General features: G+C 63.9%; 29 protein-coding genes. 16 read left to right on the top strand and 13 right to left on the bottom strand.

Going from position 1 to position 21,618, the window contains the following annotated elements; all coding sequences use genetic code 11:
• Window position 1: 1 nt before the first annotated feature.
• The 13 genes from AB6N07_RS09595 to AB6N07_RS09535 all read left to right on the top strand — a co-directional run bounded on the left by AB6N07_RS09595 (window position 2) and on the right by AB6N07_RS09535 (window position 4,565).
• Window positions 2–253 carry a hypothetical protein gene (locus AB6N07_RS09595; protein WP_370677575.1) on the top strand — a complete coding sequence of 84 codons (252 nt, stop codon included), beginning with the start codon at window positions 2–4 and terminating at the stop codon, window positions 251–253.
• Window positions 246–704, top strand: coding sequence for a hypothetical protein (locus AB6N07_RS09590; RefSeq protein WP_370677574.1), 459 nt, complete (start codon window positions 246–248; stop codon window positions 702–704). The genes AB6N07_RS09595 and AB6N07_RS09590 overlap by 8 nt, the downstream gene beginning before the upstream one ends.
• Window positions 697–915 (top strand): hypothetical protein, encoded by a 219-nt coding sequence (locus AB6N07_RS09585; protein ID WP_370677573.1) that lies wholly within the window; start codon window positions 697–699, stop codon window positions 913–915. Before AB6N07_RS09590 ends, AB6N07_RS09585 begins: the two co-directional genes overlap by 8 nt.
• Window positions 915–1,439 carry a hypothetical protein gene (locus AB6N07_RS09580; protein ID WP_370677572.1) on the top strand — a complete coding sequence of 175 codons (525 nt, stop codon included), beginning with the start codon at window positions 915–917 and terminating at the stop codon, window positions 1,437–1,439. The genes AB6N07_RS09585 and AB6N07_RS09580 overlap by 1 nt, the downstream gene beginning before the upstream one ends.
• The gene (locus AB6N07_RS09575) at window positions 1,439–1,603 is read left to right on the top strand and encodes a hypothetical protein (RefSeq protein WP_370677571.1); all 165 of its coding nucleotides are present in this window, start codon (window positions 1,439–1,441) and stop codon (window positions 1,601–1,603) included. The genes AB6N07_RS09580 and AB6N07_RS09575 overlap by 1 nt, the downstream gene beginning before the upstream one ends.
• Entirely contained in the window at window positions 1,600–1,866 is a 267-nt protein-coding gene (locus AB6N07_RS09570) for a hypothetical protein (protein ID WP_370677570.1), read from the top strand. Before AB6N07_RS09575 ends, AB6N07_RS09570 begins: the two co-directional genes overlap by 4 nt.
• Entirely contained in the window at window positions 1,863–2,039 is a 177-nt protein-coding gene (locus AB6N07_RS09565) for a hypothetical protein (protein WP_370677569.1), read from the top strand. Before AB6N07_RS09570 ends, AB6N07_RS09565 begins: the two co-directional genes overlap by 4 nt.
• On the top strand, window positions 2,036–2,290 hold the full coding sequence (locus AB6N07_RS09560) for a hypothetical protein (protein WP_370677568.1): 255 nt from the start codon (window positions 2,036–2,038) through the stop codon (window positions 2,288–2,290). Before AB6N07_RS09565 ends, AB6N07_RS09560 begins: the two co-directional genes overlap by 4 nt.
• Window positions 2,287–2,670, top strand: coding sequence for an HNH endonuclease signature motif containing protein (locus AB6N07_RS09555; RefSeq protein ID WP_370677567.1), 384 nt, complete (start codon window positions 2,287–2,289; stop codon window positions 2,668–2,670). Before AB6N07_RS09560 ends, AB6N07_RS09555 begins: the two co-directional genes overlap by 4 nt.
• Entirely contained in the window at window positions 2,622–2,987 is a 366-nt protein-coding gene (locus AB6N07_RS09550; RefSeq protein ID WP_370677566.1) for a hypothetical protein, read from the top strand. The genes AB6N07_RS09555 and AB6N07_RS09550 overlap by 49 nt, the downstream gene beginning before the upstream one ends.
• A 10-nt stretch (window positions 2,988–2,997) precedes the next feature.
• Window positions 2,998–3,288: a hypothetical protein gene (locus AB6N07_RS09545; protein WP_370677565.1), complete on the top strand. Its 291-nt coding sequence runs from the start codon at window positions 2,998–3,000 to the stop codon at window positions 3,286–3,288.
• A 174-nt stretch (window positions 3,289–3,462) separates the two neighbouring features.
• Entirely contained in the window at window positions 3,463–4,248 is a 786-nt protein-coding gene (locus tag AB6N07_RS09540; protein ID WP_370677564.1) for a hypothetical protein, read from the top strand.
• An 89-nt stretch (window positions 4,249–4,337) separates the two neighbouring features.
• A complete protein-coding gene (locus AB6N07_RS09535; RefSeq protein WP_370677563.1) occupies window positions 4,338–4,565 on the top strand; it encodes a hypothetical protein in 228 nt (75 codons plus the stop codon).
• Window positions 4,566–4,959: 394 nt separating this feature from the next.
• Here AB6N07_RS09535 and AB6N07_RS09530 read toward each other — a convergent pair whose 3' ends face one another.
• The 10 genes from AB6N07_RS09530 to AB6N07_RS09485 all read right to left on the bottom strand — a co-directional run bounded on the left by AB6N07_RS09530 (window position 4,960) and on the right by AB6N07_RS09485 (window position 15,517).
• Window positions 4,960–5,127 (bottom strand): hypothetical protein, encoded by a 168-nt coding sequence (locus AB6N07_RS09530; RefSeq protein WP_370677562.1) that lies wholly within the window; start codon window positions 5,125–5,127, stop codon window positions 4,960–4,962.
• A 61-nt stretch (window positions 5,128–5,188) separates the two neighbouring features.
• The gene (locus AB6N07_RS09525; protein ID WP_370677561.1) at window positions 5,189–5,587 is read right to left on the bottom strand and encodes a hypothetical protein; all 399 of its coding nucleotides are present in this window, start codon (window positions 5,585–5,587) and stop codon (window positions 5,189–5,191) included.
• Complete coding sequence (locus AB6N07_RS09520; RefSeq protein WP_370677560.1) at window positions 5,587–6,177, bottom strand: lysozyme; 591 nt, start codon at window positions 6,175–6,177, stop codon at window positions 5,587–5,589. Before AB6N07_RS09520 ends, AB6N07_RS09525 begins: the two co-directional genes overlap by 1 nt.
• Window positions 6,164–6,397: a hypothetical protein gene (locus AB6N07_RS09515; protein WP_370677559.1), complete on the bottom strand. Its 234-nt coding sequence runs from the start codon at window positions 6,395–6,397 to the stop codon at window positions 6,164–6,166. The genes AB6N07_RS09520 and AB6N07_RS09515 overlap by 14 nt, the downstream gene beginning before the upstream one ends.
• A 60-nt stretch (window positions 6,398–6,457) precedes the next feature.
• Entirely contained in the window at window positions 6,458–6,859 is a 402-nt protein-coding gene (locus AB6N07_RS09510; protein WP_370677558.1) for a DUF1515 family protein, read from the bottom strand.
• A 9-nt stretch (window positions 6,860–6,868) separates the two neighbouring features.
• Entirely contained in the window at window positions 6,869–7,429 is a 561-nt protein-coding gene (locus tag AB6N07_RS09505; RefSeq protein WP_370677557.1) for a hypothetical protein, read from the bottom strand.
• Window positions 7,430–8,695 carry a hypothetical protein gene (locus AB6N07_RS09500; protein ID WP_370677556.1) on the bottom strand — a complete coding sequence of 422 codons (1,266 nt, stop codon included), beginning with the start codon at window positions 8,693–8,695 and terminating at the stop codon, window positions 7,430–7,432.
• Window positions 8,692–9,513, bottom strand: a complete 822-nt coding sequence (locus AB6N07_RS09495; RefSeq protein ID WP_370677555.1) for a hypothetical protein — start codon at window positions 9,511–9,513, stop codon at window positions 8,692–8,694. The genes AB6N07_RS09500 and AB6N07_RS09495 overlap by 4 nt, the downstream gene beginning before the upstream one ends.
• A 126-nt stretch (window positions 9,514–9,639) precedes the next feature.
• Window positions 9,640–12,924, bottom strand: coding sequence for a hypothetical protein (locus AB6N07_RS09490; RefSeq protein WP_370677554.1), 3,285 nt, complete (start codon window positions 12,922–12,924; stop codon window positions 9,640–9,642).
• Window positions 12,851–15,517, bottom strand: coding sequence for a hypothetical protein (locus AB6N07_RS09485; protein WP_370677553.1), 2,667 nt, complete (start codon window positions 15,515–15,517; stop codon window positions 12,851–12,853). Before AB6N07_RS09485 ends, AB6N07_RS09490 begins: the two co-directional genes overlap by 74 nt.
• A 176-nt stretch (window positions 15,518–15,693) precedes the next feature.
• Here AB6N07_RS09485 and AB6N07_RS09480 point away from each other — a divergent pair, with 176 nt between their 5' ends.
• The 3 genes from AB6N07_RS09480 to AB6N07_RS09470 all read left to right on the top strand — a co-directional run bounded on the left by AB6N07_RS09480 (window position 15,694) and on the right by AB6N07_RS09470 (window position 17,032).
• Window positions 15,694–16,119: a hypothetical protein gene (locus tag AB6N07_RS09480; protein WP_370677552.1), complete on the top strand. Its 426-nt coding sequence runs from the start codon at window positions 15,694–15,696 to the stop codon at window positions 16,117–16,119.
• Window positions 16,120–16,135: 16 nt separating this feature from the next.
• A complete protein-coding gene (locus tag AB6N07_RS09475) occupies window positions 16,136–16,474 on the top strand; it encodes a hypothetical protein (protein ID WP_370677551.1) in 339 nt (112 codons plus the stop codon).
• Between the two features lie 129 nt (window positions 16,475–16,603).
• Window positions 16,604–17,032, top strand: coding sequence for a hypothetical protein (locus tag AB6N07_RS09470; RefSeq protein WP_370677550.1), 429 nt, complete (start codon window positions 16,604–16,606; stop codon window positions 17,030–17,032).
• A 28-nt stretch (window positions 17,033–17,060) separates the two neighbouring features.
• Here AB6N07_RS09470 and AB6N07_RS09465 read toward each other — a convergent pair whose 3' ends face one another.
• The 3 genes from AB6N07_RS09465 to AB6N07_RS09455 all read right to left on the bottom strand — a co-directional run bounded on the left by AB6N07_RS09465 (window position 17,061) and on the right by AB6N07_RS09455 (window position 21,574).
• A complete protein-coding gene (locus AB6N07_RS09465; protein ID WP_370677549.1) occupies window positions 17,061–19,316 on the bottom strand; it encodes a hypothetical protein in 2,256 nt (751 codons plus the stop codon).
• 105 nt (window positions 19,317–19,421) lie between these two features.
• Window positions 19,422–20,075: a hypothetical protein gene (locus AB6N07_RS09460; RefSeq protein WP_370677548.1), complete on the bottom strand. Its 654-nt coding sequence runs from the start codon at window positions 20,073–20,075 to the stop codon at window positions 19,422–19,424.
• Window positions 20,072–21,574, bottom strand: coding sequence for a sugar ABC transporter ATP-binding protein (locus AB6N07_RS09455; protein WP_370677547.1), 1,503 nt, complete (start codon window positions 21,572–21,574; stop codon window positions 20,072–20,074). The genes AB6N07_RS09460 and AB6N07_RS09455 overlap by 4 nt, the downstream gene beginning before the upstream one ends.
• Window positions 21,575–21,618: the final 44 nt, after the last annotated feature.

Below are 21,618 nucleotides of genomic sequence, written 5' to 3'. Positions count from 1 at the left end.
CATGCAGATTGGCCGCGTCTCTGGCGCCACGCGCGTCCTCGGCAAGTCGCAGGGCTATCTCGGGCTCCCTGTCCGCGACGAAACCATCAATGACACCGTCAACGGTCCCGGTACGCCGTGCATGGTCACGGCATGGCTGCCAACGCCAGCCGAGATCCTTGCCCTCATGGGCGGAGCCCCGGTGCATGTCCGTATCCTCGGCGCCGAGCACCCGCCCATCATGGTCGAAGTCGGGGAGGTGCCAGATGCGTGAGCCCAAGATTCTGCGCGACCTTGCATGGCAACTGTCCAAAGTAGCCCAAGAGACGAAGCCCTGTCATTGGATATCAACTCCGGACGGCGACCAAGGTGACGATTGGTGCCCAGACTGCGGCAACTACAAGGTCAGGAACCTGCGGCGCCACGATCGCCGCCGCCGCCGGGAATACATCCTAGATGGCGGTTGGTGCACCGATCATGACTCCATGCCGTTCTGCGCAGGATGCGGGTCCATCCTGTCCGGCAGCCTCACCTCCTACGGGAGCGCTGAAGAACTTGCCTATTATCTCGAGAATGGGTTGTCGGAAACCCCGCGCGTTGATGCGATCTATCTGGCCGAGATCATGGAGGCGCTCGTCTACATAGAGATAGCAGATTGCGATCTCAGCAGAATAACCGAAATGGCGCGACAGACCATAGCTGCGGCTGGAGGTGCCAATGGCTGAGATCCTCACCCTGAAACGGTGGACAGCCACCATCGCCTACCGCACGGACGCCGGGCCGAAGAATTCCGTCTACGGCATCGAAGAACTTGGCGAGATCCAGGACATCGTCGAGCGCGGCCCCGACTGGAACTCGATCGACCAGATCACAATCAAGCTGGGCCGCCGGATGGAGCCTCCAACGTTCACCGTCGAGGATGGAGAGCGCAAGTGATGGCTGAGAATTTCTCTGGCGGCAAAGCCAAAATCTACATCGGCGATGAAGCCCAGGAGGTGGAGATCAGTGACTTCCACATGGAAGGCCAACCGCTATACGGCGGCGTTGATCTCGGCGGCGATGATCAAACATCTCTGGTCGCGTGGGGAAAGAGAATAGCAGGCGATCCAGAACTTAAGATCGCTTTCGTTGCGACAATTGATGCTGGTTATGACATCCGCCCGCTCGTCGAATGGCTTTCCGCGGAGATGGCTCGTGTCCTTGGTTGCTCTGTTGAGGAAGCCAGGCAATGCGTCACTACGGCTCTCGGGGTGGACTCCTACGATATTGACGTCGGCCACCGGTCGCCGCTCGGCGTTGGCAAGCTGATCGAGGATGCTCGCCAATTGAAGCCCTACAGCAAAGCCAGGGAGGAATACGTCGGCCCTCTCAAAGACGTCCGCTCCACCAAGGATGCGACTCCCTGGACGCACAAGCGCGAGCCATGGCAGGCGCACCGGCCCAAGAGGAGGAAGCGCTGATGGCCACCGTCCGCGTCCTCTTCCCCTACGGCGAGCGGTACATCCCGGCTCATGCCGATCGGCGCCACGGAGCCACCCTCGGCCACTACGCGCCTGATCCGATCGACGGCTGGGAGATCCTTGAGACGGTCCTCGGCTGGATAGCGATGCGGAAGGAGCTATGACCGATCGCATCCATTGCAGCGTCCCTTTCTGCAAGCGTACGCGCGGCCAGCGGAAGGGCGAACAACCCATCCAGGACGGCGAGCGTTGGGTCTGTGGCGACCACTGGCGCCTTGTGCCTTCCCACATGCGCCACCGACTTACACGGCTCCGCAGGACCTACCGCAAGGGCAAGCACAATCCTTTGCGTGTGGAGAGGATGATCGAGAACGCCTTCTTTCTATGCGAGCGCGCGGCGATCGAGACGGCAGGAGGGCTCCGATGACCGAGCAAGAGAAAGCGGTGATCAAAGCGACGATCGCTCTCTGGAACGCGTTTTGCGCGCTGCCTGTCGAACATCCGGACGATGCTCCCGAAGTTCGGAGCGCCATCCACCTTATTCAGGACAAAGTCCTCTCTCGGCCGGCGCGGCGGGAATGGAACAAGGAGGTAGGATGACCGACGATCAGGCCCTTGCCGAACTCTTCCATCAGGTCAAAGCCGGCGCAAGCATGTTCACGCGCCGTATGGCGATCACCCTTGCCGACATGTTTGGCATGGAGCCGCTGCCGATGGTCGCCAGACTGGAACGAGTGGGGCTACTGAAACCCGGCTCCGAGGATTGGTTCCGCATCCAGGGCGGCATCACGGCCGCGCACATCAAGCAAGTGCGAGAAGAAACCGCTGCCGCGCTGGAGAGGCGCCCATGACCGAGCGCCGCCGCCTCACCACCGTTGACAAGCTGAAAATCATCGTGCGCCAGGCCATGTGCCCGATCTGCGGCGAACGGCTTGGCGGGCTAGATGGTCTCGACTTCGACCATGAACACGCTTTGGCCCGCGGGGGCGCTGACACGATCGAGAACCTTCGGGCCGTGCATCGCGATTGCCATCGCGTCAAAACGTCGGGCGCGAAGGCCACCAGCCACGGCTCCGACATCCATGAGATCGCCAAGACCAAGCGGCTCGCCGCCGGGCAGGAAGAGTTTCGCCGCCGGCTGCTCACCAAAGAGCCGGGCAAAGAAAGTGAACGAAGCAGCAAATGGCCGAGCAGACCACTCGGCGCCAGCAAGAAGGGCAAGAAGAAATGAAGATCGATGGACGACTTGCAAATGGCAATTACCTCGTCTCGATGACCCAAGAAGAGATCGCCAACGTGGCCGGCTATAACTCTGGCTATTCCATTCCGAGCAACCTGCATGAAGATGGCCGAGTTAATGGGCCTCTGGTGCTGGGCACCGAATTTCGGGTCACAAAGGCCTTCCACCAGAACCGCGAGCTATTCGGGCAGGAGAAGAAGGTGCGCGATGCCGCCGGCATGCTCCGTACGCTCGCCGACATGATGGAGGCGGCCGGGCCAAGCGAGATCATCCCGCCCGCAAATGAAGCGCCGGCAGAGTCCGCATAAGGGGGCCGCCATGTGGATCTTCGATCAGCCGGCGCCGCATGAGCGCTTCGTCACCATCGAGCAGGGCGGCACCAGCGTCGTCAAGCTGCAGCCCATGCGCATCATAGCGGCGATCATTGGCGTCAAGACCGGCATCGTGGTCACGTCCACATGGCTGCCCAAGGATGGGCGCTGGGAGTTCATGATCAAGGGCGAGGAGCCGTTGGCGTGGATGCCATACCCGGAGTTCCCGGCGGCGGAGATCGCCGAGAAGGCCACGCCATCCCCTCACCCGATAGAAAATCATGTCTCCAATGGTTGAAATCGCGGATGACACGCCGTTGAGGCTTGCAGATGCCGTCAAGATCGCCTTCCCTATGGGCGGCATGACAGTATCCGGTCTCAGGCGCGAACGCGACGCTGGCCGGCTTGTCGTGAGCAAGGCAGCCGGCAAGGAATTTACGACGCTGGCGGACATCAGGAGAATGATGGAAGAATGCCGCGTCCGTCAAAAGGCCCCCAGCTCTACCTTCGCGCCCGCGCCGGGGCGGAAGCCGTCTGGTACATCAGGGACGGCAAGAAGCTCATCAGCACTGGATGCGCTGCTCGCGACCATCCAGGAGCAGAAAGAGAGCTTGCGAGCTACCTCGGGAAAAAGCACACGCCCACCAGAGGCGAACGGCGGCTCTGTGATATCCCTCTCGAGGACGTGATCTCGATCTATGTTCGGGACGTCATCCCCAAACAATCGAACCAGAAGGCCGCCCTTGGCCGTGCAGCGCGGCTCGGAGTGTGGTGGGCAGGGAAGACGCTGGCCGACGTCAACGGCTTCAATTGCCGCGCCTATGCCGACTCCAGGCCGTCAGACGGCGGTGCCCGCCGAGACCTCCAGGATCTCGCCGCCGCCATCACCCACCATCACAGCGAAGGCTATCACCGGGAAAAGGTGAAGGTGCCCCTGCCGCTGGCCGGGAAGCGCCGCGAGCGCTGGTTGACGAGATCCGAGATCGCCAGCCTCGTCTGGGCGGCATGGACAATGCGCGAGCAGATGCGGCGCTCCCACTCGGACAAGATGGCCGATCGGCTGCCGACGAGGAAGCGAACCGGCAAGCACATCGCCCGCGCCATCATCATGGCCTATTACACCGCCTCGCGCACTGGAGACGTCCTCAACGCCAGCTTCCATGCCGCGGCCGGCCGATCCTACATCGACCTGGACTCCGCCCTCTTCTTCCGCCTCCCCCCGACAAGGTCGAGACCGACAAGAGACAGCCGCCGGTGAAGATCGGGCGCAGGCTCATCTCACACCTCAAGCGCTGGCGCGATACCGGGCAATGCGCGTCGTTTGTCGTCGAGTGGGAGGGCAGGCCGGTGAAGTCCATCAAGAACGGATTTGCATCCGCTGTTGAGTCCGCCAAGCTGGGCGACGGCGTCACACCTTACACGCTACGGCACAGCAGGATCACCCACCAGGTCATGTCGCCTAAGGTGAAACTGTGGGACATCGCCGCTGCCGCTGGCACCTCTGAGGCGATGATCCGCAAGCACTATGGCCATTGGGCGCCGGACCATCTCGACGACGCCGTGAACGCCAGGTGACCACGGATCGTTTATGGATCGCAAACCCCGTGAACAAAACGAGATAAACGATCACGAGCGGCTTCAAAGCTGGCGGTTTTGTGCGGTTCTCAGGGAAGCGGCCACCGTTATGAGCGGCCGGCTCTAACCATTGAGCTACAGGCCCCTTTGGAAGAGAACGTGAACCGACACCCTTACGGCTGTTGGTCCACGCCCGGTTCCAGGGCGCCTGTTTCTGCCATCCCCCATCAGCGGAATCAAGGCCTTCATCAGTCAGGCAGCGCTTGCGGCACAAGCCGGTGAGCGTAAGCGCCCTATCGCCGATGGTCGTCCAACCCCTCGCCCCCTCGATCTGGGCCGCCCTCTCAGCCGCCGATCGGGATCGCAGAGCCGCAATGGCCTGGATGGAGGCGTGTCAGCGGCTAGCCGGGATATTGCGCATGGCGTCCGATAAGCCGAGCTTCACCTCATCATAGAAGGCAGCGCAGTCGCTGATCCTCCGATCCTCGCCGTCGGCGACGATCTGCCAGCGCCCCTGCACGGCGCGCCATTTCTCGCCAGTCTTCGGCGCGACGCGCGACATTTTGTCGCGACAGCGGGTTGGCAATGCCGGAATATTCACTCCGGCGCTCTGGCGGCCGATCTCACTTGACGCCGCCGCCAGCCGCCCCTCGAGATTTCCGCAGCCAGTCAAGATCGCCAGAAGAGACGCGGCAACCATCGTCGCCAGTATCAGCGGCAACGGCCGCCTCATATTGCTTGCCTGCATTGTCCGCTTCCCTGTTCGCCGCCTCGGCCCGTGCCCGCTCGCTCTCGGCCACCGCCTCCGCCAGTTTGAACTGGCGGCGCATCTCGTCGACCTGCCCTTGCAGCGCTTGCTTCTCCGATGCAGCAACAAAACCTTGCCGCGCCGCGGAGGCGACGGCCGGATCATCGATCCAGGCGTCGTAGAGGCCGAGGAGCGAGAAGGTGACGGCCGCGCCAACGATGAGACCGGCAATCGCCGCGGCGGTGGTGCCGATCTTGTCCAAAAGGCCGAGCATCACAGCACCCCCGAGGCGCAGAGTTCGCCTTCGCCAATGCGCGGGACGTCGCCCATGCCGCGCCGCCGGGCGAGGCCGACGATCATCCGTCCACCGGCCCGATTGAAGGCGGTGGCGGCCACGCAACTCTCCTGCCAGCGGCCGGCCCGACCCAGACGCGCGGCCGAAGAGCCACATGCGGCACCGGTGCCGATGTTCCAGGCGAGCGAGTTCATCATGGCGCGCCAGCCCAAAGGCGCCGCCTTCCAGTTGGGGATACAGCCCGTCAGTTTGGCCCGGTAATCGCGCATGATCTTCATGGCGAGGCGCTTGTCACAGCCGGCAGGCGTCTCCACCATGCCCGGCTTCACATCGGTGGTATCGCCATCGCAGATCGTCCAGACCGGCGGCTTGGCGATGGTGTCGAGATAGCCGGTGAGCGACCGCCCCTCCCAAGGCTTAACAAGGACCTCGATAGCGAGCGCCACATCATCGGGCACTGGCGCCGCACCGGGCATCAGCGACACCATGCCGCCGGCACCGGCTGCCAGCACCACGCCGGCGATCGCCGCGCGGGCTCGCTTGGTCGGCGTGAGCTTAGTCGTCGCCATCGTGCAAGGCCTCCTGGAGAACGTAACGGGCAATGAAGGCGGCGAACACCACGCCGAAAGCCACGAAAGGGAAGGCCGAGGGCGGGATCAGGTCGCCGCTGGCGAGATACGGCAGCACGGCCTCGGCGGCGGTGAGAAGGCCGCCGGCGATCAGGATGTGGGACGTGAAGGAATGCCGGAGCACCCTTCGGGCGTTCGGCACGAGTTTCGGTCGCTTCATCCGCTTTACTCCAGCGATTATTGTCGGAGATTAGGCGGAGGCAGGTTTCCGCCGTTACGCTCAGCCGATCCTGAGCCAGTGGCGGACCATCAGGGACGCCTGATCGGAAAACCATGTCAAAGCGGCGCCGACACTGACGCCGCCGAGGGCGAGAAAGCCAACAACGGTGAGGCCGGTCTTTTTCATGTCCCGCCAGTCGTCGACAGCCGGCAGCACGGTTTCCGTCTGGGTCTTGGCAAGGGCCTCGACTACCTGCCGGCTGAGCGCCAGTTCGGTCTTCACATCGGCAAATCCCTGCGCCTGCTCGTCGAGGCGGCGATGCACGGCCGCGCGATTGTCGCGGGCAGCGTTTTTCTCGTCAGCGAAGTCGCGTAGCAGATGCTCGACGCTGGCGCCGAGTTCGCCAAGCTTGATCAGAATTTCTCCGGTGGGATCAGTGTCCTGCAAGAGCGGCTTGGTCATGTTCCCGCCCTATGAGACCGACCAGCCGGCGGCGACGTCGATCGCGTCGAGCGCGGCGGCGTCCTCAGCCGCGAGAGCCGCGTCTTTCAGGTCGCGCCGGTGCTGGATGAGCGCGGCGTAGTAGTCGCCGACCAACGCAGCGAGAGCCAGGCCGGCGGCCGGCGTGGCGAGCGGGATACGGACATTCTCGATCGAGATCCAGCCGCGCGAGTAGCTTTCCGGCCAGGAGACGGCACCGCTGGCCGCCGCTGTGGCCGTGGCCGCCATGGCCGTCAAGTCTGCCCGGCTTCCATCGTCGAGGGCGATATGCAGACCGTCGGACACCGGCGCGCCAACCGAAAGAAGGGCACCGGCCGCCGCCACGATGGCGGCGAGCTTGGCGTCTCGCGCAGAGGCAAATGAAGACAAATGCAGCGCGATCACATTCCCCGCTGCGATCCACTCCGCCAACTGGCGACGGAGGTCCGTATCGGCGGGGAGCGAGGCGTCATCGGTCCACACCGCGCCGTCATCGAGAGTGATGTCGATACGGCTCCCCTCTTTTCCCGTGTACTTCACTTCCGTAATCATTTATACCCTCGCGTTTCCAAATATTCTTTCATTAATAGCAAGTGTGTCTCCACCGGCCGCGCTCACCATCTCCGCTAGGAAAGAGTCTTCAGTCTGGGTCGTATACACCAGACTACCAATATTTGACCTTGTCCCAGGCGTTATACTGATTGATGGATTAGTCCTCATAGTAACAGGAAAATATCCATTTCCGCTATGGACGTTATACGCGGAAGTACAATTAGCTCTGATGCTGAAGACCATTGAGGCATAGTACCTACGACATGCCATCAAATCATCAGCATAGGAACCTAGTTCCCAATCTGGTAATTCAACGCCCTTGTACAGGCCTATGTCACACACCTCGAAAACGTTGTTGATAGCGGACATGCTATTAGTTTGAGCGGATGTCGTAATAAAGTTCCCGGCATTCCACGCTCCCGGCGTCGCCGTTTGCCACGTTGTCCCTGCGGCAAAGCAAATGCGAGCAATTACGCCGGCCCCCGATGTATCTAAGACCCATGTTCCAGACGTATCACCAGGAACAACAGCCGTCACAAGGGTGTCAACGCCACCGGTCGCTATGGTGAACATAGTCACATAGGAGCGAGTAGCGGACTGGTTGTAAAACGACAGGCCGTAAGTACCAGCCGGAAGGTTCACCACTCCACGCCAGACAAAAGACTTGGCGTTTGCCGTACCAAACAATAGGTCGGCAATATTTACGCCTTCGATAGGAAATACGGCCGCATAGTTATCGCTGGCCGCAATCGCGGCGTCCGCCGTCGTAGCGGTGCAGCGTAGGCGGCACGGTGAACCGCCCGGCGATGTCTTCAATGCTTGCTGGCAGGTTAGAGCACCGCCGCCGGAGGCGAAAACGTATGCCCCATCGAATGCGTAAGCCGATCCCGAACTAATGACAGTACTTGCACCTGTCGCCCTGTCTTGACAAACCTGAAAAGCTGGGTTCAGGTGGCGATTGCGCTTGCTCGCCTTGGTCTCCGGCAGAACGGACAGCTTGAAAAGCCTGTTATTCGAGAGATCGGCGCTGCCAGCCTCAACCCCATCGATCATCAACCCTTTACCTACAGAGATGGTGACGCCGGTAGGCTCCGCAACAATAGCCCAGTAAGTTGTGTTCGTCGGCAGAACTGCCGTCGCAGCCTGGACGCAAAAATAGCTGCGGTTGTTGTAGGTGACGATGTCCAACGGCTCATAAGGCGCCGCGGCGCTCCAAGCGCCTCGATGAATGGGGCGGACACGTCCAAGGTCTGAAGTCGTGGTCATGCCGCGTCTCCGTAGCTGATTAGAAGATGGCCGGACGCGTCGCTGACATGGATGTCGCTGATGGCAGTCTCGGCATAGGTGACTTTGAGATGACCGTTGGCGTCGACTGAGAACGCACCGGCAAGCGTCGTCAGCGCGCCGGATAGGGCGAGAAGCGTCGTGGTCGCGCTTTCGGCGGATGAGTGAGCGGCGGCGGCCTGATTGGTTGCCTCGGCAACCGATCCACTGGTCGATACGGCTGCTGCCACCGAAACGTCGGCTGCGGTGGCAGCAGTGATGGCGTTCCCATGGGCCGCCACTACATCGTCCGCAATGTCCGCCACCGTCTGGATATCCGCCGAAATGCCAACCAGAGCCAGCATCTGGGACTGTATCGCTGATAGGGACAGGACGGCAGACGTCAGCGCCTCCGAGGTGATGGACGACGTGACTGGCAGCACCATGGCGCGGGCGATGAGTTCCTTCAGCTGCAGCGACATCTGCGTCTGGAGGTCGATCGCCCGCTCGATCGTTTCGGCGAAATAGGCACCCTGGTTTTCGAGATCGGTTTCCTGGGTAAACGGAACATTCAGGATCAGCGTCACCCGATAGCCCGACGCATAGGCGGTGGCCGTCTGAACAGCCCCGCCGCCGCTGTCGCCGACGCCGGACACGGTGTAGTCGGTTGCCAGCGCCAGCGTCGTCTCGATGCCCAGGGGATCGGTCAGGATGACGCGGATATGCGCCGCGTCGTAGATCCGGAACGCATATGGAAAATGGGTCGTCGCCCCGTTGCAGAGATAGGGGCCGGAGCGGTTTGCTTCGCTCGCAATAGTCATCGGCGGGCCTCACAAAAGCATCGTGCGGAAAAGGGAGAACCGGCTTTCTGCAAAACGATGCGACACCAGGAAAGAAAAGCGCCGCATTGCCTTCGACACAAAGCGCTGGTCCAGCTTTTGCAGACCCTATCTCGCGAGGGTTTGTTTCATTGCGCCGAACACATGTCCGATCGCCAGGGACGGCGGTGCATCGATCAGAAGCGCGGCGGTCATCATGGCCGATCGCGTTGTCTTTTCATCCCCCGCGCCCTCGATATCCTCGGCCAGCGGCGCCCACATGGTCGCCCGGGCCGCGCCGTCCGCCGGGTCGGGCGCGGCATCGCCGATGGCCGGCGCCGATCCGATCAGGCTGAAGCCGCCGTCCGCGCCGCGCGCCGCCGCCAGCATCGCCCGTTCGCGGGCAAACAGCAGGGAAGCGCCGAGGGCGCGCGTGAGGTCGCCCGCCGCGCTCGCCGCGTTGGGATGGGCGTGAAAGAAGGCCGCGACCATCGTCTTCACCGCCGCCTCGGCCTTGCCGCTTGGTGTCGTCCCTGCCCGCCGCGCCCAGCCGTCGCCCTCGGCCACGGCCTTGGCGTCGGTGCCGAACCGGGCAAGCCCTTCGCGGTAGCCGGCGATCCACGCGGGAACATCGATGAAATGCCAGCGGGCGCGACGGATCAGCCAGGCCGCCACATCCTCGAGCCCCGCCGCGCCGCGCTTGGCCGCCGCGGCCCGCCGCCCGGCCATCAGCGTTGACCGCTCGGCAATCCGGTCACCGACGCCGGGGACGAATGAGCCGCTGGCGCCCACCGCGAACGCCGCCTCGCCCAGGGCCGTCATCGCCTCGGGCAAACCGGCCGCCTCCATCAGCGCCGCCGCCATATCCCGCGCAAGCCGCAGGGCCAGGGGATCGCCCCCTTCGGCCGCCGCCATGCGCAGCAGGAAATCCGCCGGCTGGAGATCGCCGGCCGCGACGTCGTCGAGCCAGGCCGCCAGCGTTTCGAGGTCGTCCCCCCGGCCGTTGACGGTGAAAGCCTCGCGCGCCTGCCCCAGCAGTCGCCCGGCGTTGCTCAGCGACTCGGACAGCCAGAGATCATGCAGCAACCGATCGACAAAGGCGTGCAACGCCGTGAGGTCGAGATCGACGACCCCATCCGCCTCGCCACCCTGAACCATCGCCTTGGCAAAGCGGCCGGCCAGCACGTCGGCGGCAAAGTCGCCCTCCACAACCTGCGGATAAAAGCCGCCCTTCAGCGCCACGCCGCCCACGGTCACCGGCCGCGCGTCCCCCCACTTGGGCGACACGCCGGTTACCCGCCGCTGGCAAGCGGCGATCTCGCTCCGGAATCTGTCAAGATAGCCCCACACCGCCGCGATGAAGCGCGCATCCCGCCCGTCGAGCGCGGCAAGCACCATCGCCACCACCTCCGGCGTAAACCCGGCCTCACCGATCAGCCCCGCGTACCCAGCCTCGTTGCCGGCGTTGAGAGCGAGGACGATCATCTCCCAGCGCGACAGCGACCGCCCCAGCGCCGGCAGGAACCGCCGCACGCCCATCGCCCGCCGTTCCCGTCCGTCATAGGGCGCATAGAGCGCCGCGATGTCCGCCGCCGCCTGTTGCCGGCGCTCCTTCAGCGCCTTAAGAGCGGCATCGATAGGCGCCTTCAGCGCGGCAAAAGCCGGCCCGGCATCGCGGCCGTCGATCTCGCGCAACACCTCGGTGGCGGCGCGGCCGAGATCGACCGAGCGGCGCCCCACCCCGCCCTTCGCCCGCGCCAGCGCTTTGGAGATGCCCTTGGCCGCCGTGCCGAGGCTTTGCCGCCCGCGCGCATCCACCAGCGCGTCGTTGCGCCCCATGGCGTGTTCGATGTTGTCGATGGCAGCCACCACCGCCTTGAGCTTGCCGATCGGCAGTTCGCGATAGGGCTTGCTCTCACTATCCGCCAGCACGGCGTCGGCCAGCGCCAATTCGTTCTCCCGCCCCGCCGCCGTCATCGCCTTCACGAAGGCGGCCACCGCGCCACGCGGCGCGGGGTCATCGGTGCGGCGGAACTGATAGCGGTCGAGGATGGCATCGATGGCCGGCCAGCCGTCGACGCCGGTGGTCACCTCCGGCCGCTCGGGCCGGTCGAGACGGCGCACCATCTCCTCCGCCGCCTGGAGATCGTCGGCAATCCGCCGCGCTTCCGCGTAGAGCGCTACGTTGAGCAACTGCCGCCGCCGGGCATCGTAGATCTTCCTGGCCCTCTCCTGATCGTCGCCCGGGGCCGAGAGCTTGGCCACTTCCTCGCCGGCCCGCCGCTCGGCCACCAGATGGCGACGGGCATCAATGGCGTCGCGCACCGGCGTGTCGACCAGGGCATTACGGGCGAATTCCGCCGCCCCCTCGGCGGTGATGGGCTGTGCCTCGCCAGCCGGGCCGGCCAGCGCCTTCAGCTCGGCGGCCAGCCATTCCACCATGCGCCCGCCGTGAATGGCGGCCAGCGCCTTCTCCGGCAATGTGCCGTCAACCAGCGGATCGCCATGGCGCTCCACCATCAGCCGCTTGGCCTCGACCGCAATCGTCGCCTCGCGCTTCGGCACCAGGGCGATCGCCTGGATCATCTCGTCGCCGCTCGAAAAACCGAACAGCCCGGCCGCCTCGTCGGGGTCGACACCGCCCGTCGCGGCATAAGCGGTGAACCGCCCACGCGGCAGTGCGCCGAGCACCGCCTCGCCATAGCGCTCGACCAGAATGGGCCGCGACAGCCTGATCATCGGCAGTGCCGGCGGTTCCCCACCCAACCAGCGACGATTGGTCAGCCACTCGATCGCCCGATAGATCGGCAGCGCGTTGATCCGGCCCTCCGCTTCTCGCGTCGCGGCCGCCAGCTCCTCGCGATACCCCTTCTCCCGCGCCACCCCCACCGGCCGCATTATCTCCCGCGTCAGCCGATCCTCGGCCTCCTCCTCGGCCGCCGCCCGCTTTTCCTTGAGATCCGGCGACACCGGCCCGCGATCGCCGGCCGCCCGGCGTGCCTCGGCCAGCGCCAGCTCGACGGCCAGCAACCGGTCGAACACGTCGGCAACCTCGGGCTTCATGGCAACGCCAAGCCCGCGCATCGTCCGGTAGAGTTCCACCAGCCACGCCTGAAACGAGGGAAAAGCCTCGCGCTGGTCGTCGGCGGGCGTCTTGCCTTTCAGAAGATGGGCCTCGAAGGCACGGGCGAACGGTTCTCCCCTCGTCGCCTGTCCCGGCGCGTTCATGACTGTTGAGGCGAAGAAGTCACCCAGTTCGCCCAGCAACGTCGTGAGATCGGCGCGCTCGAACAACCTGACGATAGACCCATCATAGGCCCCGAACCGGCCGTGCTGTGTCTCAGTCTTCCCAGTGATTTCTGGGTCGTTCGGGGCCGTATATCGGGTTGAGGTCGACGCGCTTTTGGACGTCATTCATCGTCTCCGGCAGGACATTGGGGGGCGCCGCCTTGTCGCGCCCGTCGAGCGCCAGGTGCGAGGTGGAATTCATCAGGCTGTCGCTGTTGAGAGCCGGTATGTCGCTCTGCAGAAGCGCGTCGGGGCTGGCGGGAATGATCGGCGGCATCGGGCTCGTGCCGGCACGCGTGGCCATGGTCTTGTAGAGGGTCGAGCGCAACAGGGCTTCGCTGGCGGCGGCCTCGGGCGAATAACCGGCAGCGCTAAGCTCGGAGATCGTCCCGTCGTGAACCTCCTGGGTGGCGGCGTGGTACGTGTCGTCCTGTTGCGGTGAAGTCGCCTCCGGTGCTGTCGGGGCCGTGTCTGGTACACCCGGGGTCGCGTCCGGCGCTGTCGGGGGCGCATCTGCTGGGTCGACGCGCAGATGCGGCCTCAGCGCCACGTCCGCATCATCGACGATGCGCGTCGCATAGGTCGCCGTGGGGATGCGGAGATCGCCGCTGGCGGCCATCGCTGCAGCAAAATCGGTCCGAGAAACGCCAGTCAACGTATCGATGATCGTCAGCGGATCGATGCCCTGCGATCGGTAATATTGGTCGAACGTCGCGGCGGGAAGGTGAACGTATTCAATCGGCCCGTCCTTACTCAAATGCTTCAGAAAGGACTCAAAGGTTTCCGGAGCCCGCTCGCGTGTCGTCGACCCCGCTGACTCGTCTAAAATTGCCTTTACCACCGCCTGCTTATGCTCGGCGGTCCGAGCATTAGCCTCCCGTCCTGCAAATAATCTGAGCGCGGGTCCTACGGCATCAAACAGCCCAACGGCGGATGCTCCGCCCAAAAAGCTGTTTCCAACCTGGAAATTCCAGCTCCGGTTCGGATCGTAAGTGTTAATCGCAGCGGCATTTTGAAGCCACTGCTGAAAGGCGTTTTTTGTGCCTTCAGTTACGGGTCGTTTGCCGAACCATTCCAGAAAGCCTAGAAAGCGCTCCCCTTTGATGACGGGATCAAAAAGGAGACGCTCGAGAGGTAGCGAGGTAATCGCGCCTGAGAAAAAGCCGCCAGCTGCAGCTTTTGTTTGGGTGCGTTTGTCGGCCCTGGCTTCTTTCGCTTCATTGAGGCTTTTATCGCCGGTCATCATGCCGCCTAGCAAAGCAGCCGAACCAGCCCCTCCAAAAAACCCCGTGAGCCCTAACAAAGCTGCGGTGCCAATTCCGCTGCCAATGGCTTGGGAGATGCTGTTTTCGTAGCCCTCGCCCGTTGAGAAATGCTCGTCGGCAATCTTCTGGACTGTTCCGCCTGCCCGTTGCAGGTCTTTCCCCAACGTATCGAACGGGGAGTCCAGCCAGCGCTGCAAGGAGTCCAACGCCTCGGCTGACTCTATCGCGCCACTCTGCACCTTTTCCAACACCGAGCGTACGACATCCCTATCCGTTCCGGATAGGAGCAGGTCAATATCGCGGTCAATTGCCGCCAGTTCCCGCTTGGATGCAGTTTTCGCCTGACTGATACGCGGTGCAAGGGCGGCGCGCTTGGCAGCTTCCGTTTCTGTAACCTGATACGATAGACCGCCGAACATCGGCTGCAGGAGGTCGAAGGCATCTCTAGGCTGCTTGCTGCCATCCAAGACGTCCGACAGTATCCGTCGCATCATGGCAATCTGTGCGTCCTGCGCTTGCCCGAACGACATCACCCCGGAGGGAGCGTTCTGGGCAGCGAGCCGGTCAATGTCTTGATTGATCGCCTCCACCTCAGCCTGGGGCACATAGCGCGCCCGGCTGATACGTCGCGCGAGATCGAAGTGCCCCTCGACCGTTGGGTAGACAAAGCTGTCCGATAAGGCACTAAGCATATACCCCGCGAAATCGACAGACCCACCTATACCGTCCCCCACGACGGCTTTGAGAGCAGCCTTGCCGGTTTCGGTTAAGGGATCCGAGCTCGGCTGCAACAGGGCTAGTGCGTCCCTCGGACTCTTGCTGCCCTCCAGCACCTCGGACAATGTTCGGCGCATCATGACGATCTGTGCGTCCTGCGCATTACCAAACGACGTAGAAGCATAGGAGGCGCCGGCAGCGGCGAGCTTCTCTATGTCGCGTTTGATCGCCTCGACTTTTGCCTTCGGCATGTAACGCGCCCGACTGATGCGGCGCGGGAGGTCGAAGTTTCCCGAAGCGCTGGAAGAGCCGGTTTGGCTGGAAAGTCGAGAGAGCGGCCGTTCAGTAACCTCAGTCGTCTTGCCTCCTATCGCCGTCAGGTGCTTGACCCAGCCGTCGCGGGCCACCCTCTCGATCCTCGCCAAACTCTCAAGGTCGTCCTTAGATTGGGCGGCGTTGTCGGGATCGATCCACCACTCGGCAGTTTTCGGCGAAGCCGCGAGAATCTTCCGCGCTCGCTCCTGAGCGCTGAGCTGTTGAAAGTCGGTCCGGTATTGGCTGACGAGCGAACGCGGCACCCGATAGCCGGATGCCCGCGACAGTTCGCGGGCGATCCTGACGTCTCGCGCCGCCGCATCCGGGTCATCCCGCTCGGTGTCGAAAACGATCGCGGCGGCGGCGGGGAGTTTCCGGCGCCGCTCCGCGTCGAGCGCGGCAAGTTCGTCTAGGGTGGGCAAGGGCCTGTCTCCGCAAAAGGATCAGGCCGAACGCTAAATCCCCCAGGTTTCCGTGGTGTCCACCGCAAAGGCTTGCTCAATCGGTATTTACCACGACTCACTAAAAGGTTGCAGCCTGTTGCCGACTCGCCTTGGCGAAAGGCATAGTTGGTAACTTGCGGGGGACGGAAGACGACATGGCTTTTCAGGATGGAAGATCATGGATCGTCAGTGCGGCCGTTGCGGCGGCACTTCTGTCAACTCAGGCGGCCCAGGCGGAGAAGATCACGCCCAACGGCGCGTTCGACATGCCCATCGAGTGTCAGTCTCCCGACGACGTTGCCAAGGTCGTGAAGGGCGAAGCGGGCAAGTTCGCCTTTGAAATCCAGGACAGCACGAGCTGCAAGTTCGTCACCGATGTCACCGACAGCCTGATCTTCAAGGTCGAAAGCTGCACGGGCCCCGCGGCATCCGTCCTGTTCTTGACGTCGACCATGGAGTTCAGCCGGCACGCTTTCGTCATGTCGGTGCGCGTCATTCCTTTCCTGGAGGATGAGGTTCTGAAGGCGGCCTGCCGCAAGGAATATCTGGATTGGGTGAAGACCAATCGAAAACAACAGTAAATGAGTGGAGGTAGACGTGCAGGACGCAGCGCAAGAGGCAGCTCAACAGGTTGCCGCGCCAAAGGGCAGCGGCCGAAACAAGTGCATACTCACTCTGTTCGGCCTGTCACTGGTCATAACGGCGGTCATGGCCGTGGCGACAGGCCAGAGCATTCCAGATCGTCCGTTCGGAGTATCAAGGTTCATCGGCGAGCGGGTGGGCTTCACCGTAGGTCTGTTTCTCATCTCACTGCTCTTTTTCGCGATCGTCAGGCGCATGCGGAAGGCATCCGTGCCGACGGCCGGGCTCGGCACAGGCGTCGTCGTCATGCTGATATGGAGCTATCTCGTGTACGTCGGCGCTACGCACCCCTAGGCGTTCGGCTTCCTAGGCACACCGAGTTATTAAGCAAGCAGCGCCAGCCTGCCTGTCTTGAACAGGCTAAGCAGACAGGCGAGCTCTGGCCGGCGTGAAAGCGGGCAGCCAATCGAGACAGGTGGCAACATGACATTTGGCAAGGGAATGTCGGTTTGGAAAGTCGCGATGATGGTGACGCTCCTGTTCGTCAGCTCGGCGCCCGGCGTGCACGCTGACCCCGTCAGCGACCTTGAGAAAGCTCTTAAGGCTCCGAAGCCTCCTGACCCTTATGATCGCCTCCTCGAACTATCGAACGACGATTGGATCATTGCTCCAACCCCCGAGAATATGTACGTCCCGAAGAAATATACCCTGATCGATTATGCGGAGATATCGGCAGCCGGCATCGCCTTAATCGCCTTGATCTACTTTCTGAGGAACCTCATCAAGAAGGGGATCGTCGTCGTCTCCGTCTTCGTCATCAGGCACCTCGTGTCCCTGGTCATATCCATATACGGATACTTCAAGGACATGGTCTTGCAGATCCGGCAAGGAATAAGCAGCAAGAACACCTGAGCAGTCGCTCCGATATGCAGCCTGTCCCCTACCGCCCCTTGAGGGCGGCGTCCCGTCGGATACCCATAGCAACTTCCTCCCGTTTTCTTCGTGTGCCGGCAAAAGGCGACGGCTTGCCCAAAACCATCGCCGCATATTCCGCCCCGACCTGCTTATCGGTCGGCTCCCCATCAAGCTCCCACTGGAGTTCCTTGCGGATCCCGCCGCGCAGGTCGACGGGAATATCCTCCGGCAGGACGTTGACCTCGTAGGTCTGCCCGTCCTTGAGGTGTTTGGCATCGAACAGGCGAGCCGGCGTCTCGCTGTCCCACAGTACGCCGGGCGTCTTGATGAGGATTGGCAGCAACAACTTGTTGATGACCCACCGGAAATCGAGCGGATTGGGTACGTGTCCCGGCTTTTCTGCCTGAAGGGCGGCAATCTCCCCGTAGAGATCGTTCTGGAAGCGGGCCAGCCGCTGGCGGTCCTCTTCGGTTTGCTCCTTCTTGGGTTTCAGCATGCCGGCCGCATCGAGCTGCGTTTGCGCCATGTCGAATGCGGTGACGAGATCCGGCCCCTTCTCGCGCGCCGCGCGATCGTTCTCGATGATGCCGGCTTGCTTCTCGGTCATGTCCCGATAATCGCCGTCGCTCAACGAATGCCTGTAATCGCTGAGGTCGAGATTGGCGAAATACTGCGGCCTCGACGCAGCCGTGAGGCGCAGGTCACGCAGGATTACCGGATCGGTGACGATGGCCTGGTCCGCCAGTTTCTTGCTGTAATAGGTTCGCGCCGCCGTCATCGCATCCATGCCGGCCGCCTGGCGCACGTCGAAGGGAATGTCGTCCGGCGTCGCGCCGCTGTCGATCTGCCGCCACAGCTCGGCCTTGGCCGCCGACTGCCGCTCGCCCTCCTCGCGGCTGCGCAATTCCCAGGCATCGAGGATAGTCTGGCGGGCAAGCTCCCGGCGGCGCGGATCGGGAATGGTCTGGAGATAATCTTCGGCGTTGGCCAACGATGGCATTGCTGCGCGCGCCGACACGCCGTCGGACGCCGCCACCAGCCGCCCGCTATTCGGGTCCCCCGCCTGCAGCCCGATACCGGCGGGCAGACGCAAACCATATTTGCCGGCAGTGCGCAGCGCCCAGTCCTGCACGGCCGACGGCGCCGCATCGAGGCGGTCGCCGTTGAAGGTGAGGTTGGCGGCCCTCGGTGTGTTGGTGGGCGCGTCCGGCTGTCCATCGCCCGCACGGCCCGAGAATTCGAGGCGAAGCCCCGGCCGTATTTCCGCCGGCGCATCCTCGATGAAGGCCGAGAGGTTGCCGGCAAAACCGTTGTCGAGGCCCAGAACCATCGAAGGATCGGTTCCCGCGGCCGCATGATCGAGCAGCGCGGCGCGCTTCAGCGTCGGGCCGGGGCGCTGCGCGTCCGGCTGTTCGCTGTTTGCTGGAGACGGTGCAGCGGTCATATCCGGCGCGTCGGGCGACGCCCGCTTTCCCGATACGAAGGCCAGCGCGCCCCGCCGCGTTTCCTCATCGAGCGCCGCCGCGCCGACGCCGGCATCGAGCCTTTTGCGCGCCTCGTCGGTGAACATCGGCGCGTTTTCCTTGACGAAGGCCATCGCCCCAACCAGATCGGTCGTCGCCTTCTTGAGCGCAATATCCTCGTAGACGCCCGAAACGAGGCCCAACCCCTTGTCGGTCACCTCGCCTTCCGGCCAACCCATCAGCTTGCCGATCTCGCGATACTCGGTGAGCGCGGCGAGAGTGTTCTCGGTCACGGCATTGGGATCATCCCGCTGCGCGACGGCATTGCCCTGGAAGGCCGCGATCCGCGCCTCTCCGGTCTTCACCGTCCACGCCTTGCGCCCTTCCATGGCATGCGCCTCACCGGTGGCGAGCGCCCCCTGAGCCGTGGCATTGGCGGCATCCATGTATTTGGCGAGCGCCAGCGGCGACAACCCCTTGGCGCCATCCTTCACCGCCTGACGCACCGCCGCCTCGTAGCCAGTATAGCCCTCCACCGCGCTGCGGCCGGAGGTGCCGAGATAGCCACCCTCGCCATAGCCGAGCGCGCGCACCTGCTCGATCAGCCCGTTGTGGCTGTCCTTGGCCTCGTTGGTGGCATCGAGATCCTTCACCTCGGCCACGGCACGACCCAGGTCGCCGACACCCTGGCCGGCCTTCACCAGCGCCTCGCCCACCTGGGAGCCAAACATCTCGCCGGTGGCGTGGGTGTTGTCGCGGAAGTTCAGCCCCGGCTGCAGCGCAATGCCACGGTCTTGATAGGTCGGTACAACGGGCATCTCGTCCTCGCATCGCTGGCGCGCCAGGACGCCTGACCGGTCCGACGCTGTCGGCTCGACGCTAAGGATTCGAGGTTTCCGTGGTGGTCTGCGGCGGTGAGCCGGTCAGCAGGCGGCGCCCGAAGCGAGGCCCTGCCCCGCCAACTGGTCGGCATAAAGACGCGCCTGCTCGCCCGCCCGCCCGCCGGCGAACAGCGCCGCGCCCATCACCGCCAGATCGACGCCGAGGCCCGTGAGAAGCTGGAAATGGCCGGCCTCGATGCGCCCGTCGACGGTGGTCGGCAGATGCCGGGGTCGCTCGGCAAGGCGGATGAACGCGGTGTCGTCGAACGCCCCGCCGCCGAGCGGCGCCGTCATGAACAGGATGCCGTCGACGCTTTCCGCCACCTCATCGAGGCGGGCGACCGGCGTGGTGTGGCGGATAGCAGCCAACAGCCGGCCGCCGTTCGAGCGGACGATGGCCGCCGCCTCGGCAAAATCAGCCTCCCCCTCGATGTGAACGGCGATCGAGCGCACGCCCAGCTCGGCATAGCGAACAATGGCGCTACGCGGATCGCTCACCATCAGGTGGACGTCGAGCGGCCTGTTGGTCACCCGTGCCAGATCGCCGATCAGCCGGCCGCTCAGGCCGAACTCGGGGGCGAACACCCCATCCATGATGTCGAGGTGGAAGGACTCGACGTAAGCGGCCACCGCCTCGATCTCCTCGGAGAGGCGCAGCGGATCGGCGGCGAACAGGGAGGCGGACAGGGCCGTCATGCGGCGTGGGCCCAGGCGGCTTCGCGCAGCTTGCCGAGCGACCATTCGCCGATCGGCCTGGTCTCCCCGTCGCAGCGGCCTTGCCGGAAAATGGCGACGCGGTCGCACACCTCCATCAGCTCCTCCTCCTCGCTGGAAACCACGATGATGCAGCGGCCTTCGTCGGCGAGGCGCCGGATGATGTCGTAGATGTCCGACTTGGCGCCGATGTCGACACCCTTGGTCGGCTCGTCGAGCAGCACCAGATCAGCGTTCTGCTCGATGATGCGGCCGAGCAGCACCTTCTGCTGATTGCCGCCCGACAGCGAGCGCGCCGGCGCGTCGAACCGGCCGAGCGTGCCGATCCTGTTCAGCGTCGTCAGCGCCGAGGCATGCGCGCCGGCCACATTGACGAGCCCACCCGAACGGTAGCGGTGAAGCGTCGACAGCACCACGTTCTTCCAAGCCGACATCATCGGCACGAAACCGTCGATCTTGCGCTCCTCGGTCAGGAAGGCGATGCCCTTGGCGATGGCGCCCGCCGCGTTGGTCGGCTTGTAAGGTCGGCCGCCGAGTTCGATGCTGCCGGACAGCACCGGCTCCAAGCCGTAGAGCGAGCGGAGGAAACGGGTACGGCCGGCGCCGACGAGGCCATAGAGGCCGAGCACCTCGCCCCGGCGCGCCTGGAGATCGACGCCCTTGAGCCGCTTGCCGGCGAGCCCGCGCACCGAAACGGCGATCTCGCCCTCGGCAACGCGCCGCCCCGCCTTGGGGCCGGAGCGGGGATGGGCGGCATCGCCGACGATGGCATCGACGATCGCCTGCTTGTTGGCGGCGCCGCCCCGGTCGCGATAGACGACGCGCCCGCCTGAGAGCACGGTGACCTCGTCGGTGACCGGCAGCACCTCATCGAGCTTGTGGGAGACCAGCACGATGCCGATGTGCCGCTCCTCGGCGATACGGCGGACGCTGTCGAGCAAGTCCTTGGACTGGCGGCCGTCGAGCGCCGTGGTCGGCTCGTCGAGGAACAGGAAGCGCGCCTTGCCGTCGAGATTGGCGATCACCTCGATCAGCTGCTTCTCCGGGTGGGAAAGCTCTTTCACCGGCCGCGTCACGTCGATGGCAAGGCCATAGGAGGTCAGCAGATCGCGCGTGTAATCGTTCATGGCGGCGGCGTCTCGGAAGCCGCGCCGTACCCTTTCGCGGCCGAGGAACAGGTTCTCGGCCACCGTCAGGTTGGGGATGAGGCGAAGCTCCTGGTAGACGCAGCCGATCCCCTTGGCGAGCGCCTCGCGCGGCGAACCGAACGACAGTATCTCCTCGCCGATCGACAGCGTGCCGCGATCGAGCGGCTGGGCGCCGGCCAGGATCTTGAGCAGCGTCGACTTGCCGGCGCCGTTGTGGCCGAGAAGGCCGTGGATCGTGCCGGGCCGAACCTCGAAGTCGACGCCGTGCAGCACAACGACGCCGGCAAAGGCCTTCACGATGCCCTCCGCCTTGTAGCTGTTCGCCGTGGTCATGCCCCCGCCCCTCCTCTATCGCGATGATGGGCGCGCGGGCCCTG

Source organism: Pleomorphomonas sp. PLEO (assembly GCF_041320595.1).
In the GTDB taxonomy this organism is placed as follows: domain Bacteria; phylum Pseudomonadota; class Alphaproteobacteria; order Rhizobiales; family Pleomorphomonadaceae; genus Pleomorphomonas.
The sequence above is the reverse complement of the archived record's forward strand: the minus strand, read 5'-3'. Positions and strand labels throughout refer to the sequence as shown.

Excerpts from the sequence above, each read along its gene's own strand:
- AB6N07_RS09565 (WP_370677569.1), top strand. The coding sequence starts at position 1,863 with ATGACCGAGCAAGAGAAAGCGGTGATCAAAGCGACGATCGCTCTCTGG.
- AB6N07_RS09460 (WP_370677548.1), bottom strand. The coding sequence starts at position 20,075 with ATGACGGCCCTGTCCGCCTCCCTGTTCGCCGCCGATCCGCTGCGCCTC.
- AB6N07_RS09575 (WP_370677571.1), top strand. The coding sequence starts at position 1,439 with ATGGCCACCGTCCGCGTCCTCTTCCCCTACGGCGAGCGGTACATCCCG.
- AB6N07_RS09550 (WP_370677566.1), top strand. The coding sequence starts at position 2,622 with ATGGCCGAGCAGACCACTCGGCGCCAGCAAGAAGGGCAAGAAGAAATG.
- AB6N07_RS09455 (WP_370677547.1), bottom strand. The coding sequence starts at position 21,574 with ATGACCACGGCGAACAGCTACAAGGCGGAGGGCATCGTGAAGGCCTTT.
- AB6N07_RS09510 (WP_370677558.1), bottom strand. The coding sequence starts at position 6,859 with ATGACCAAGCCGCTCTTGCAGGACACTGATCCCACCGGAGAAATTCTG.
- AB6N07_RS09480 (WP_370677552.1), top strand. The coding sequence starts at position 15,694 with ATGGCTTTTCAGGATGGAAGATCATGGATCGTCAGTGCGGCCGTTGCG.
- AB6N07_RS09495 (WP_370677555.1), bottom strand. The coding sequence starts at position 9,513 with ATGACTATTGCGAGCGAAGCAAACCGCTCCGGCCCCTATCTCTGCAAC.
- AB6N07_RS09555 (WP_370677567.1), top strand. The coding sequence starts at position 2,287 with ATGACCGAGCGCCGCCGCCTCACCACCGTTGACAAGCTGAAAATCATC.
- AB6N07_RS09530 (WP_370677562.1), bottom strand. The coding sequence starts at position 5,127 with ATGTCGCGCGTCGCGCCGAAGACTGGCGAGAAATGGCGCGCCGTGCAG.
- AB6N07_RS09520 (WP_370677560.1), bottom strand. The coding sequence starts at position 6,177 with ATGGCGACGACTAAGCTCACGCCGACCAAGCGAGCCCGCGCGGCGATC.
- AB6N07_RS09470 (WP_370677550.1), top strand. The coding sequence starts at position 16,604 with ATGACATTTGGCAAGGGAATGTCGGTTTGGAAAGTCGCGATGATGGTG.
- AB6N07_RS09545 (WP_370677565.1), top strand. The coding sequence starts at position 2,998 with ATGTGGATCTTCGATCAGCCGGCGCCGCATGAGCGCTTCGTCACCATC.
- AB6N07_RS09525 (WP_370677561.1), bottom strand. The coding sequence starts at position 5,587 with ATGCTCGGCCTTTTGGACAAGATCGGCACCACCGCCGCGGCGATTGCC.
- AB6N07_RS09560 (WP_370677568.1), top strand. The coding sequence starts at position 2,036 with ATGACCGACGATCAGGCCCTTGCCGAACTCTTCCATCAGGTCAAAGCC.
- AB6N07_RS09515 (WP_370677559.1), bottom strand. The coding sequence starts at position 6,397 with ATGAAGCGACCGAAACTCGTGCCGAACGCCCGAAGGGTGCTCCGGCAT.
- AB6N07_RS09540 (WP_370677564.1), top strand. The coding sequence starts at position 3,463 with ATGCCGCGTCCGTCAAAAGGCCCCCAGCTCTACCTTCGCGCCCGCGCC.
- AB6N07_RS09490 (WP_370677554.1), bottom strand. The coding sequence starts at position 12,924 with ATGACGTCCAAAAGCGCGTCGACCTCAACCCGATATACGGCCCCGAAC.
- AB6N07_RS09500 (WP_370677556.1), bottom strand. The coding sequence starts at position 8,695 with ATGACCACGACTTCAGACCTTGGACGTGTCCGCCCCATTCATCGAGGC.
- AB6N07_RS09465 (WP_370677549.1), bottom strand. The coding sequence starts at position 19,316 with ATGCCCGTTGTACCGACCTATCAAGACCGTGGCATTGCGCTGCAGCCG.
- AB6N07_RS09570 (WP_370677570.1), top strand. The coding sequence starts at position 1,600 with ATGACCGATCGCATCCATTGCAGCGTCCCTTTCTGCAAGCGTACGCGC.
- AB6N07_RS09585 (WP_370677573.1), top strand. The coding sequence starts at position 697 with ATGGCTGAGATCCTCACCCTGAAACGGTGGACAGCCACCATCGCCTAC.
- AB6N07_RS09580 (WP_370677572.1), top strand. The coding sequence starts at position 915 with ATGGCTGAGAATTTCTCTGGCGGCAAAGCCAAAATCTACATCGGCGAT.
- AB6N07_RS09505 (WP_370677557.1), bottom strand. The coding sequence starts at position 7,429 with ATGATTACGGAAGTGAAGTACACGGGAAAAGAGGGGAGCCGTATCGAC.
- AB6N07_RS09595 (WP_370677575.1), top strand. The coding sequence starts at position 2 with ATGCAGATTGGCCGCGTCTCTGGCGCCACGCGCGTCCTCGGCAAGTCG.
- AB6N07_RS09590 (WP_370677574.1), top strand. The coding sequence starts at position 246 with ATGCGTGAGCCCAAGATTCTGCGCGACCTTGCATGGCAACTGTCCAAA.